Below are 13,753 nucleotides of genomic sequence, written 5' to 3'. Positions count from 1 at the left end.
TCTTAGCATTTTCTGTCCTGGGATTTTAGGAAGCGAGTCTATTCTTCTTGATGTTGCTGCTTAAAGTCAGCTAATATTTGTTGAATTTCTTCTGCTGAGATGTCTTCTTGTTCAGATTTTGAGTATATAGTTACTAAAATAATATTTGTATCTGTTTTTAAATAATAAATTACTCGATACCCACCACTTTTACCTTTTTAAACATCACTATTTTTGACCCGTAGCTTAAAAATTGTATATCCAACTCCGGATATCTTGTCTCCTGATAATTCTTCTGATTGCAGTTGTTCTATTATTGGTTGAATATCATTACTAATATTCCGGTACTTTTCGGCTAAGATACGCAGATTACGTTTAAATTTAGCAGTGGCTTCGACTTTAATCAAAGGTGGTTCACTCTGCATCAATACCTTCCCACAGTTGAGATACAGGTATAGTATTTCCGGTCATGGCATCGTACCAACCTTGACGAAAACTTTCACTGGCAGACTCAATAAGTTCATCATCCTCTTCATTCTCTCCCGTGATTAAGACAATGACTCGGACGCGGCTGTGTTTTGCTATAGTCAACGGCTTGTCTAAAGAAATTTGACCCCATTCGTTCACGGTTCCCTTGACTTCAATTGCTTTCATTGTCGTGAATCTGAGTTGTGCTGTTAATAGTATAGGACTTGTATATATAAGTTTTGTTTAAGCTGTGGTAACGATCGCATAAGCATTTGCCACAGATAGATAAGCGTTCTTAACAAAACAACTTAATTGATAAGTTTTATTTAAGCGTTGTGAACGAAGACATAAGTTTTGTCACAAAAACACAAGCATTCTGGACGAAACAACTTGTGTTGTGAACAAACGGACAAGTTTTCGTTACCAACGGATAAGCGTTCTGAACGAAACAACTTGTGTTGTTAACGAACGGACAAGTTTTTGTTACCAACGGATAAGCATTCTGAACGAAACACCTTGTGTTGTTAACCAACGGACAAGTTTTCGTTACCAACGGATAAGCATTCTGAACAAAACACCTTGTGTTGTTAACCAACGGACAAGTTTTCGTCACCACGGGAACGTCATTTTAACGTTGCTGCTGCAAAAGTAGTTAAATGATTCTTGTGAAGAGGATTTTTGCAAAGATTCGCATCCCACGAATAGCAAAATTAGACTGATGCCAAGCTTGATGAAAATCGGGGTAAGGCATATTCTGGGCGCATTTCCACGCTAAATGATAATAATGACCATTATGAAATTCACAATAACCGCTTAAAGTTTTAACTACTACAAAGCGATGTTTATTATCCTGTAAAATTTGCCCTAAGCCTTTTGCCGCGTTTGAACAGACATCTTTATCTACATAAATTGATTGCAATAGTTGCACCAAAGCAGAAATAGCAGTTTCATTGCCAATACTAATTTTCTCTAAGCTTTCTAACACCTCCCAAGAGTCATGTTTATCTACATCTTGGGATTGCAGCAAATTCAGTAAAACAGAAATAACGGCTTCATTACCAATGCCGATTTTCTCTAAGCTTTCTAACACCACCTTACGAGTGTAGTTATCTATATCTCGATTTTGGGATTGCAGCAAATTCAGTAAAGCAGAAATAGCGGTTTCATTACCAATACCGATTTTCTCTAAGCTTTGTGCTACATCTTGTGATTGCAGCAGTTTTACCAAAAAAGCAATCGCCTTTTCATTACCAGGGTCGATTCTCACTAAGATTTCTGCCGCTTCTTGACGGGTATAGTCATTTACATCCTGTGATTGCAGCAGTTTTACCAAAAAAGCAATCGCCTTTTCATTACCAATACCGATTCTCCCTAAGCTTTCTGCGGCTTCTCGACGGGTGTACTTATCTACATTCTGTGATTGCAGTAGTTGTACCAAAAAAGCGATCGCAATCGGATTACCAGGATCGATTCTCCCTAAGCTTTCTGCTGCCTTTCGACCGATGTAGTGATGTACATCCTGTGATTGCAGCAGTTGCACCAAAAAAGCGATCGCAATTTCATTACCAATACCGATTTCCTCTAAAGTTTCAACCGCCCTCCAACGGATATTTTCATCTAAATCTTTATATTCCAGCAGTTGTACCAAAAAAGCGATCGCAATTTCATTACCAATACCGATTTCCTCTAAAATTTCAGCCGCATAGCTACGGGTATATTTATCTACATACAGTGAGCGCAGCAGTTTTACTAAAGCAGTGATCGCCTTTTCATTACCAATGCCGATTTTCTCTAAAATTTCAGCCGCATAGATACAGGTGTTCTTATCTTGCAGCAGTTGGATCAAAGCAGAAATTGCTTTTTCATTACCAATACTGATTTTCTTTAAAATTTCAGTCGCATCGTCACGGGTGTTCTCATCTTGCAGCAGTTGTACCAAAGCAGCGATCGCAAATTCATTACCAATACCGATTTCCTCTAAAATTTCAGCCGCATTCCTACGAGTGTTCTCATTTTGCAGCAGTTGGATCAAAGCAGCGATCGCCTTTTCATTACCAATGCCAATTATTTTTAACACATTTGCTGCGCGGCTATGATTAAGGCTATTTACTTCCTGCGATTGCAGCAGTTGAATCAAAGCAGCAATTGCTTTTTCATTACCAATACCGATTTTTTCTAAGCTAGCTAACACCACCGAACATTGCAGGTTATCTACATCTTGGGATTGCAGCAGTCGAATCATAGTACTAATTGCTATTTCGTTGCCAGGATCAATTTGTCCTAAGCTAGATGCAACCTGGCAACGTCTGTAGTGATTCACTTTTTTTGATTGTATTAGTCGCTCTAAGGCGGCGATCGCTTTTGTACGATCTGTCTGTTGTAGTGCTAAGTGAGCATCATCTTCAATTAATTGAATGTAAGTAAAATAACCAAAGCTCCACTTGATAATTTGCGCTATTATTTTATCTGCTTTAGGATAATCTCTAAATTCAGTAAGTCCTGCTGCTGCTAAAAAATATGCTCGATACTCATAGAAACCGTTGTTTCCTAACCCTAACGGTACTCTACATCTGTCTTTAAACTGCACCAAAGCCTTAATGAGTCCCTGTTTCTGCTCTTTTGATAAATCCTGACGACCTAACCAGAGTAAAAACGGCTGTTTCCATTGCGGTTCAAAGATGCGATAAGTTCCTTGACTGGGATTGCTAGGAACATGGTTGAGAAAGAAATGCCAGTCATCAATTGCTTTAGCAGCAAAGTACTCTTGAAATGAGGCATGAAAGAAAGCGTAAACAGGTTTTCTATTTGTATCTATCCCTACACAGTTCAGCCAACCGCGATTTAGTGCCAATTTCAAAAGCGAATTGTCATCATCAATATCTCCCAAAAACTGACTCACAAAATCCTGCCGCAAGCGAAAACGGGTTGCTTCTTTATCTATTGCTACTTTAGCTAATTCGCCCAATTTGATATTAAGTTGCTGACGTTGGTGAGAGTTTGTAGCAAATTCCTCTTTTTTCCACTTGTAGAAGTCATCAACAAATTGCTGATACAGTCCCGCTTGAGTATCCGGTAATTTGCCATCTCCTGATTGCCAATTTAAGCACAGCAGCGTCAACCGCAGAGGATTTTTCACTAAATCCTGAATCCGTTCTTTACCTGGTTCTTTCAAAGCAGTACATAACTGCTTTCCAGTTTCGGGAATAGCAGCAAACCATTTGTGAATAAATCTCTCTACCTGTTGTGGATAAGAAAAATCTAAAGTGCGATAGGTATCAAAATCATTAAGTGCATTAATGCTGCCATCCCACAGATTAACCCGACAGGTCAGCACAATTTGCACTTGAGAAATTAACCCCCCTTCACGAAATTGCCGTGCAATCTCTGTTAAAGGATTATATGCGGACATTTCATCTAATCCATCTAACAACAGCCACACATTATTTTGATTAAACAGAGTAACAAAATCATCCTTCAGTTGCTTAGTGGCTTCAGCTTTACCTGTTTTCTCAGCAACCTGAGTCAACCAAGTCTCAAACAGATAAGATTTTAGTTCCTGACCTCGCAAATCTGCTAAAGATACCCAAATGACAATCGACTGGTCAATCTCACGAGATACCCAATCAGCAATCTGCTGTAATAGTGTTGTCTTTCCTGCTCCTGGTTCGCCAATAATTGCAATTCGCTTACCTTGACTTTTAGGCGTGTTTTTCTGTTTGAGAACTTCATCTAGAAAAACATTATGCTCAAATGTTTTAGTGATTTCTGTCTCCTTGTACAGTTCTGAACCCTGTTCTGGAGAAATATCACCCTGACGTTTAGATTGTTTTTTGCGCTCAACTAATCCCAGTGGTACATAAACATCATCAACTTGCAGGGCAACTCCTTCAGTTGATGTCAGAGGGTTTGTAGTTAGCTTTCGCCGTTCTACCAGCATTTCACGGCAGATTTTACGCCAGTTATCGGGAGTTAACTTTGTCCCATCCTCCCCTTGAGACGGCTGTAGTCAGTTGTAAGTATTGTGCTGTTCTTCGATTGTGATTTGTTGGGCAACCATTGCACCTTTCTCAGCTTTTATTTCTTCTGCTAACTTCGCAAAGTTATTGACAACTGATGGCTGTGACTTGATTTTTTCTACTAATTTTTTAATTTCCTTAGCAGTCTCAGACTGGTCGTTGTTAACTGCTGCTTCCACTTCCACAACAGCTTGAGCAATTTCTGAGTCTGCATCTGCTGCGGCTTTCAGTTCTAGCACTGCTTGACCATAATCTAAACGCTGCGGTTCATTTGCTTCTACAGCATTGGTGAGTAATGGCGATTTATTCTTCTGGCGGAGTAATCCGATTAACTTGCCACCTAGCGTCCATGTAGCATCACCAAGGTTTTCGCCGATTTTCTCCTGTGCTTTAGTCCAAAGTGTAGTTGCGATTGCAGTAGCAACAGCTGTCAGTGTTACAGTTACCATAAATTCACTACAAATTGAGTTGATGTAGAGATTATTTCAATTGACACAAATAGTATCACGAAAAAGCTAGACGATTATTAGTGATATCAATCAATACAGTTCAGATAATACCAAAACAATTGTAGAGACGGCGATTTATCGCGTCTCAAAACCCAAGCGTATTGTGATATTGATATAAATTCAGTTTTTTAACCCGCACAGGCGGGTTTTGTCTGTGTAGCCGCGATTTATAATCGCCAGGATACTAATTTAATTAATCATTGCAATACATACTAAGACGCGATGAATCGCGTCTCTACAAATAGTCTGTTTATCGTATTCTTGTTTCAAATTATGAATTATCAATTAGACGCTGCTTTTTCTCCCACATTACGAATTATTTCCTCCAACGTTTGCAATAACTCTTGCTCGTTATAAGGTTTAGAAAAGTAAGCCCGCGCCCCCAATTGCATAGCTAGTTGCCGATGTTTATTGCTGCTACGAGAAGTCAGCATTGCAACTGGAATATTTTTTGTATCAACGTCTGAATTTACCTTACCTAAAAAGCCATAACCATCAAGACGAGGCATTTCAATATCACAAATTACCGCTTCAACTCTCAATCCATTATGGAGTTTTTCTAAAGCATCTTGACCATCTTTAGCTTGCTCTACTTGATACCCCCCCTTTTCAAGAGTCAGGGCTAAAAAGCGGCGAACGTTAATCGAGTCATCTACAATTAAAATTGTGCCTTTCTGCTTAACTGATGCTGCTGATATTTTATTTTCATCAAATATCAGGAATGGTGTTTTTAATCTTACTGATGGTAATTGAATACCTTTAGGAGTCCGGCGATTTGTAGCAATCCAATAGAGCAATTCATTAACATTAACTAGTGGCACTACTCGACCATCACCGAGAATTGTGCAGTTGCTAAAGCCTTCCGGTAAAGGTATATTTCCCTCAACTTGGCGAATAGCAACTTCTTGTTCACCCCAGCAACGATCTATTTGGATTGCTACTGGTTGATTATTCCCTTTGACTACTAATACACTGTTAGCGTTAATTGCTGCCGGAGTCTCTAATTCTGAAGTATCGTAGCGCAGACAATTAAACTCTAAATAAGGAGTCAGGCGAATCAGTGGTAGCATGGTTCCTTGCCAATTTAGAACTTCGCTACCTGCCATTTGGAAAACTCGCTCTTGTTGGAGTAAGAATATTTCTGAAATGACATCAGTGGGAAATGCCAACAGCATTTTGTTGATTTCTACCAACAGAACTCGCGCAACAGACAGTGTAAATGGTACTGATAGGGTGAAGGTGGTACCAACTCCTGGTTCCGTATCAACTTTCACATCTCCTCGAATTAGTTTGAGATTGTTACGAACTACATCCATGCCGACACCGCGACCAGATAATGCTGTAACTTGCTCGGAGGTGGTAAAACCTGGTTCAAAAATTAGTGATAATAGTTCTTCATCACTAGCATTAGCGAGTAGAGAAGCATCCAATCCCATCGCTAAAGCACGGGTGCGAATTTTCTCCAAAGAAATGCCCCAACCATCATCTCGGATAGTAATCAAGGTGCGATTACTGCGATGACTAGCTGTAATTTCAATCAATCCTTGTTCTGGTTTACCCAAAAGGCGACGAGTGCCAGAGTCTTCGATGCCATGATCGAAAGCATTCCTTAAGAGATGCATTAAAGGTTCGTTTAATGTTTCTAAAATGCTGCGTTCAATTAAAGTGTTACCACCTTCAATTTTTAACTGAACATTTTTCCCATACTCTACATTTAAATCGCGCAATGCTCTAGGAAAACGTTCAGTCAAATCAGACAAAGGCCGCATTCGGATGTGATTTAACTTTGTCTGTAACTGTTTGGATGTTTTGTTGATTTTACGAGCAATTTGGTCTGTATCATCTACACTGAGTTGCACATCAGTTGTAACTTCCTGTACCTGAACAATGGTTTCCATAACTTCCTGCGATCGCAGGTTTAAATCGTTATAGCGATCCATTTCTAAGGCATCAAATTCTCTGTCTATGCCTTGTGTTTGGTGGCCATTTTCAGCTTGTACCCGTAGCCCAGCAGCTTGGGTAGAAATTTTGTCATAAGCTATACGCAAATCCTGGTTTTCTCGGTCGAGAACTTGTACTCGCTGGTTCAGGTTTCGGACGAGTTTGCGTAATCTTTCTAGTTGCGAGTTTAAGCCATTTCGCTGAACAATAAGTTCGCCAAATAAATCATTAATTTGCTCTAGTTGTTTACTGGGAACTCGGACGCTATTTTCATGAATTTCCCGATCTTTAACAACGCCATTTGACTCTCCTTTTCCTTCGCTAGATTTAGCATCGGCAGGATTATTTTCTCTAGCAAATATGGGATTTTGTTCTGTAACATTAATAGAATTAACATCATCGGCAAATTCTGGATCTACAAATGTAAAATTAGCAGCGATACCTGCGCCAGGCTGCGCTAATGCTTCATCATTAGTCCAATTTTCTCTAGTATTTTCTGGCTGCCAAACAGGTGTTGGCACTGCTTCTGGCAGGGCAATATCTATGTGTGCAATGGGAAGCTGTGGTATTACTTCTGCTGCTGGTAATAGTAGTGGTGATTGCGTATAACTAGCAAAATCAAGTTCTGTAGGTAAGTTATCTAGTTGATTTGTCAGCACCAAAGCTTGCGATCGCCGCCATGCTTCCAATGCTAATTGGGCAATTTCGGGAATGCGCGAACTACTAACGGTTTCTAATTGCTGCGTTACTGACTCACAAAGCTTGGTAAAAGCTGCCAACTGGAGCATTTCACCCAAACCGCCCAATTCTGCTGCCATGATCACAATTTCTTCATGCAAACCAGGCTGTTCGCTATCTGCCAATATAGATTCTAAACGCTGTAAACACTCTTCTACTTCTGTGGCAAATAGCAAGGGGATAACATCTTGTCCATCCTCTGGGGATAGCATGGATGAGGCATCCTCTGGGGTGGGGTCGCCCAAGCGATCGTGCAACTCATCAAAAACTGGGTAACAAAAGGTTGCTAACCACGCATCTTCAACAACATTTCCTTCTGCAAGCAATTCGACAATCTGACGCAGCCAATCAACTCCAGATAGCAATAAACTTTGCAACTGGGTGTCAATTTCTAGAGAATTTTTTTTCGTTTTTAAAACTTTAAAGGAATCTTCTAAACGATGGGATAAATGACTTAGCGATTTAAATCCCATCATCCCCGCGCCACCTTTAATGGAATGAGCGGCCCGGAGTGCAGCATTGATTTTCTCTAAATCGATGCGGTTAGTAGTATCAATTTCCAGCAATACCCCTTCTAAGGTATTTAAGTAATCAGTTGCTTCTTCCAGAAATTGCATCTGGATTTCTAATTCTTTGTCTTGTAACATGGTTTTTGTCCTTAGTTATTGGTCATCAGTCATTGGTCATCAGTCATTGGTCATCAGTCATTAGTCATTAGTAAAAGGACAAAGGACAAATGACAACGGACAAATAACAAAAGTCATTTGTCATCGGTCATTAACAAATGACAAATGACAAATGACAAATGACAAAATTAACTAACTTTAAAAGCCTCGACAGTCTCTTGTAACTGTTGAGAAATCTCCACCGTTTGTTGTAGAGATTCGGAAACTTGACGAGAAGAATCGCTGGTGCGTTGTGATATAGCAGCAATATCTTTCATCAATTGGCTAACACTTTGTGATGTTTCAACTTGAGATGCAGTTGCAGTGGAAATCGACTGTACTAAGGAGTCAATTTGACGCGATACATCCAAAATTTCACTCAAGCTTTGTTTAGCCTCCTCCACAATTAGAGTCCCTTCCACCACTTGGGTAGTGCCTATTTCCATTGCCTGAACCACTTCGCTGGTTTCTCGTTGGATATTTTCAACAATTTGTTCAATTTCTTGGGTTGCTGCGGCACTCCTGACTGCTAATTCGCCGACTTCTTCAGCAACTACGGCAAAACCTTGACCTTCTTCACCTGCACGCGCTGCTTCAATGCCGGCGTTAATGGCTAGTAAGTTAGTTTGAATGGCGATTTGGTTAATCAAGGATACTACACGGGAAATTTGTTGCGAAGATTCTCCCAAACGTTTCACTTTCTTAGCAGTTTCACCCACAGTTTCCCGTAGAGACAGGATATTTTGTACTGTCAAATCCATCGCGTGTCCACTCTTAGTAGCAGTGTTAGCGGCATGATTGGCAACGAAAGCAGCTTTTTCGGCGCTTTCGGCTACAGCTTTCATGGATTGGGTCATTTGGTCAACAGCATCTAGGGTGTGGTTGATTTCGGCAGCTTGCGTAAGTGCTTCTTCTGCTAAATGGCGCATTGCTCCTTCGTTAGAACCAATGGCAGTATTAACGTGGGTGGCAGCTTTTTGAACTTGGGTAACAATATCACGGAGACTTTCGACAATTGAGTTGAAAAAGTCGGCAACAGTGCCGATTTCTCCAGCCGTCACGTCTGCACGTACTGTCAAGTCACCTCTGGCTGCACCTTCTACGTCGTTTAGTAGTTCTAAAAGTTGTTGTTGCAGTGTTTCTTTTTGATGCCGTTCATCGTCAGAATCGGTGATTCCAAGATTCCTAACTTGTTCTATCTCCTCTAATAATTTGGCTTGTTCTAAGGCATAGCCGACTTGAGTTGCTATCTGTTGAAACAAGTCAATTTCCGGCTGTTGCCAAACACGAGGAGTTTCGCAATGATGAGCAATTAATAAGCCTAAAAGTTTTTCTTGGGCAATAATTGGTACGACTAAATTACCTTTGACGGCAAATTTTTCTAATAGTTGAATGTAACTGTTGGCATTTTTTAAACTTTGGTCTTGATGAATATTTGCAACTGCTTGCACCTGTCCATCGCGCTCGGTTTCTATATAATGTTCCCGAAAATAAGGATCGTCGATTTTTACTCCGAGCATTTCCGGCCAATTACCAGTTACCGATTCCGCAACAACAACGCCATCCCGATTATCTAAATTCAGACTATAAATTATTACCCGGTCTGTTTTTAGAACTTGCTGAACTTCTGTCACTGCTGCGTGATAAATATCTTCAGTTTTCAGACTTTTCCGAATTCGTAAGGTAATATCTGCTAGTAATTTTGTCCCTTCAACGTCTATTTCCTGTTCTTTAACTAAGACCTGCAATTGTTCGGCCATCAGGTTGATATTTGCACTCAATACCCCTAATTCGTCTTCTCTTTCGATTTCTACACGGGTATTGAATTTACCTTGAGCAAGTTTTGTTAATGCCGCAGTTGCAGTCAGAATTGGCAGTGTAGTAAGTTTAGCTAACCAAGATGCGATCGCACCCACAATCAATGCTGTCAGTGCTGTACCAATCGCTATAGTCCACAACAATTGTCTTTGCGGCTCAAATACAGTTGCAGTGTCTGTGGACAAAAGTACTTGCCAGTTTAAATCAGGTAGGCCATCTAGCTTGGTAGCTGGTACGTAGCTGACTAATTTTTGTTTTTTGTCAGTTTTAGAAACATCTATAAAACTATCTACCTTGTTTGCTACCAGCAGTTTAGATAAATTAGCATACTCTCCCTTTGCCTCTTTCCCCAATAATCCCTTTTGGGGACTCAAGAAAACTGTTCCTGAAGCATCAAGCAACTGGTATTGTTGTCCATTGGCTACGTAGTTTTTGATGACTTCTTCTAAGGATGTTACAGGTAGCCGCGCTCTTACCACGCCAGTGGTTTGGCCCGTCCTTTTCTCTTTCACAGGTGCAGCTATATAAATACTCATTACACCAGTATTTTTTGCTGCTTCAGGTTTGCTGATGACAGGAGTATCTTTTTGTAAAGCGTCTTGAAAGTAGGTAAGGTCTTTTTGATTATCTAGAGGTTCGCCTGTGGATTGGACAATTAAATTACCTTGACGATCAAAAACAGCAACGCTGTCATAAGCTTTGTAGGCTTCGATAATTCGATCTAAGACTGCTTGTTTTTGTGAATTGCTGGTACTTACACTAGCTTGGGGACTTGTCAAAAAAGGTAAACTTGATATTACCTGAATATCTCCGTAGCGTCCCAACATGAAGCGGTTAATTTTGTCACTTAAACCAGTTGCTTCAGCTTGTTGAGACTGGGTAATTTGCTTAGTAATGGACTTGTTGGCAAAAGTAAAAGCGATCGCACCAATGCCCAATACTGGTATTGTACCGATTGCGATCGCTAAAATAGTCGCCTTCTTAGCCAATCCGAGTTTTGTAAAAAAGGCAAAAGCCTGATTCAGCGAAGAATTATTAGCAGTTTTGCTAGTATTCTTATTTGGTAGTTTTATGACACCACCAGTTATTTTTTGGGATGAAATCAGCGAGGCTCTATTTTGAGCGCTACTACCTTGATTTGTGTTGGTTTTATTAAACATAAAAATAGTTCTCCTAACTATGTGAATAAGAACACTAAAAATCCTTTTTAGTAGTACATTTTAATCACTGCGGAGAATAGAAGACTGCCCAATTGCCTGTGCATCTAATACCAGCAAGATTTCTTCTTGTTGGACAACGCAGCCACATAAATAAGGAACTAAACTGGATGCAACTTGTCCTATAGGAGAATGAATCTCATCAGCAATGAACTTAGTTGTACCTTTTATTTCTTGCACAACTAAACCTAGCACTAATGATTCAACCTGGATAACGAGCGTACTGTATTGCCGCAGTCGATAATCTAGAGATTCTAAATTGAGCATTCTTGGCAAATCAACTACCCAAATTATCCGACTCCGCCAATTCATTAATCCTAATATGCAGGTGGGCATATTAGGCATTGAGGTTACAGATTCAATAGGCACAAGAATTGCTTCTTGCGTATGCTTCATTGATAAAACAGCAGCAGTCTGTTGATTTAGCTGAAACTTTAGATAACTGTCTGCTAAATTATTTTGATTTGGTTTTAAAGGAAGTGTAATGTTTGTACTAGTCATTGATTCAAACTACCACTGATTTAATAGTACGTAGGAGATGTTCGCGGGTGTAAGGTTTAGTTATGTAGGCATCTGCACCTTGTCTCATTGCCCATAAACGGTCAATTTCTTGGTTTTTAGAACTACAAATCACAATCGGCACTTTTGCAGTAATCGGATTTCTTCTCAGAGAACGACACAATTCAAATCCGCTCATCTCTGGCATTACTACATCAGTAACGATCGCATCTGGTTTTTCTAACACAGCTTTTTCTAAACCTTCTTTTGCACCACTTGCTTTAATTACGTTGTAACCACTTTCTTTGAGATAATGGCTCATTAATTCCAATTCACTGGGAGAATCTTCTACAATCAGAATTGTGCCAAGTAAAGTCAGACTCACTATATAAATCTCCTAAAAAATAACTTAAGGCGATTAAATTTGCTTATAGTTATTGGTTGCTACTAAAATTAACCAAGATGTTTAAAAACCATTTTTAGTAATTCTGATTGTGTAAAAGGTTTAGTCAAATATCCTGATGACCTAACCATTTTCGCTTTTGCTCTGTCAATAAATCCTGTTCTACCAGTCACCATAATAATAGGTGTGTGTTTAAAAGCTGAATGTTTTCGTAATAAGGAACATAGTTCATAACCATCTAAGCTCGGCATCTCAACATCTAGTAAAATTAGATCGGGCTTACTCCGCAAAATTTGCATTAAAGCCTTCACCGGATCGTTAATCATGACAACAGAAAATGTATTTTCATCCAAAAAGTGTTTAATAGAATTTAAAACTGTTTGGCTATCATCAATGCAAGCAATTGTATATAGTTTTTTGGCAGCAGGTAGCTGATTAGTTTTATTATTTTCAGGAATATCAAAGTTGATTGGTATCGGCAACTTTTGCCCAAGTTTTATTTGTAGTTGTGGCTGAATTTGAGATGGTTGTATTTTAGATAAAACTTGGGAACCTGCACCCGATGGAATTGATGACTGGATATTTTGCCGATTTCTTAACTGTTTTTGACAGTGTTCAACAAGTAACCGCAAATCCAGGCGACAGAACTTTGGTAGTTCATCCAAAGAGCTTTCCGGGCTGAATTCATAGCTACCTTCTTTTAAACACAGAAATGATTCCAATACTTCTTTTGCCAATTCGTCTATCAGGCTTGCTGCTTGCACAGAAGTAATATAACCCTGATTTACTAACCAACAAATAGCTTGGTAATCCGCATTGGGTATTGATTGATGTTCATTCTTTGTCTCAAACATCAGCCGCATTTGCACGCGAGTGGCGCTGTTGAGAGCGGGGATTTGCTGGCTTAAGCGTCGCAAGTGGCTGTCAAGCCGCTCAAACAGTTTATCTGAATAGGAGGCATAAGTAAGTTTACCGTCCTCTAGATAAATTGACCAAGAAACTATTCCAGTAAATATGCTTAAGCACCCTGTGGCACGCCGACTGGTTAATTGTGCCAACAGAGATAGCGGATGTAGTTTCTGGAACAACCTGTAGCTACCTATAGGAGTTGTGCTCATTTTGCTTTTACTTCAGCTAAATTCGATACGTGTAAACTAAATTCGTATAGAGTTATTCCACAATTAAAATCAAGTAAAAAGCATCAAACTTTTGTATGTTAATGTACATCAGTTTATATTTAGGTTTGTGGTGAAACTCAACGAAAATAGCGTTTTTTCAAACGATCAAATCTCAGCAAATTCGTAAATTATTATTAATTTACTTCCTGTTACTGAGATTTACAGACATCTTTGGAGAATAAGACATAGAAATGTCAAGACTAGATGAAGCCACTTTCCATTGAGTAACCCCAATCTGACCACAGGAATAATACTGATTTTATTAAATCAATATATTTGAACTCCTGTATTTACACTTAAAAAAATCCAGTTTTTAAGGATCT

At 39.5% G+C, this 13,753-nt stretch carries 9 protein-coding genes and 1 pseudogene; 1 reads left to right on the top strand and 9 read right to left on the bottom strand.

Annotated elements, in window-relative coordinates; translation table 11 throughout:
- Window positions 1-38: 38 nt before the first annotated feature.
- Window positions 39-404, bottom strand: a pseudogene (locus FBB35_RS04225) (type II toxin-antitoxin system RelE/ParE family toxin).
- A complete protein-coding gene (locus FBB35_RS04220) occupies window positions 394-633 on the bottom strand; it encodes a hypothetical protein (RefSeq protein WP_174708604.1) in 240 nt (79 codons plus the stop codon). The pseudogene FBB35_RS04225 and the gene FBB35_RS04220 overlap by 11 nt, the downstream one beginning before the upstream one ends.
- A 211-nt stretch (window positions 634-844) precedes the next feature.
- Between FBB35_RS04220 and FBB35_RS04215 the strand changes: the two genes are divergently transcribed.
- The gene (locus FBB35_RS04215) at window positions 845-1,099 is read left to right on the top strand and encodes a hypothetical protein (protein WP_174708603.1); all 255 of its coding nucleotides are present in this window, start codon (window positions 845-847) and stop codon (window positions 1,097-1,099) included.
- Here FBB35_RS04215 and FBB35_RS04210 read toward each other — a convergent pair whose 3' ends face one another.
- The 7 genes from FBB35_RS04210 to FBB35_RS04180 form a co-directional block, all read right to left on the bottom strand.
- Window positions 1,100-4,384 carry a HEAT repeat domain-containing protein gene (locus FBB35_RS04210; protein ID WP_174708602.1) on the bottom strand — a complete coding sequence of 1,095 codons (3,285 nt, stop codon included), beginning with the start codon at window positions 4,382-4,384 and terminating at the stop codon, window positions 1,100-1,102.
- A 69-nt stretch (window positions 4,385-4,453) separates the two neighbouring features.
- The gene (locus FBB35_RS04205; RefSeq protein WP_174708601.1) at window positions 4,454-4,912 is read right to left on the bottom strand and encodes a hypothetical protein; all 459 of its coding nucleotides are present in this window, start codon (window positions 4,910-4,912) and stop codon (window positions 4,454-4,456) included.
- 341 nt (window positions 4,913-5,253) lie between these two features.
- A complete protein-coding gene (locus tag FBB35_RS04200; protein ID WP_174708600.1) occupies window positions 5,254-8,298 on the bottom strand; it encodes a hybrid sensor histidine kinase/response regulator in 3,045 nt (1,014 codons plus the stop codon).
- Between the two features lie 167 nt (window positions 8,299-8,465).
- Entirely contained in the window at window positions 8,466-11,294 is a 2,829-nt protein-coding gene (locus FBB35_RS04195; protein WP_174708599.1) for a methyl-accepting chemotaxis protein, read from the bottom strand.
- Between the two features lie 60 nt (window positions 11,295-11,354).
- Window positions 11,355-11,852: a chemotaxis protein CheW gene (locus FBB35_RS04190; protein ID WP_174708598.1), complete on the bottom strand. Its 498-nt coding sequence runs from the start codon at window positions 11,850-11,852 to the stop codon at window positions 11,355-11,357.
- A gap of 4 nt (window positions 11,853-11,856) precedes the next feature.
- Window positions 11,857-12,234, bottom strand: a complete 378-nt coding sequence (locus FBB35_RS04185; protein ID WP_174708597.1) for a response regulator transcription factor — start codon at window positions 12,232-12,234, stop codon at window positions 11,857-11,859.
- A 68-nt stretch (window positions 12,235-12,302) separates the two neighbouring features.
- Window positions 12,303-13,370: a response regulator gene (locus FBB35_RS04180; RefSeq protein WP_174708596.1), complete on the bottom strand. Its 1,068-nt coding sequence runs from the start codon at window positions 13,368-13,370 to the stop codon at window positions 12,303-12,305.
- Between the last annotated feature and the right edge of the window lie 383 nt (window positions 13,371-13,753).

The organism is Nostoc sp. TCL240-02, assembly GCF_013343235.1.
GTDB lineage: Bacteria > Cyanobacteriota > Cyanobacteriia > Cyanobacteriales > Nostocaceae > Nostoc.
Note: the sequence above shows the minus strand (reverse complement) of the source record. Positions and strands in the feature narration are given on the sequence as shown.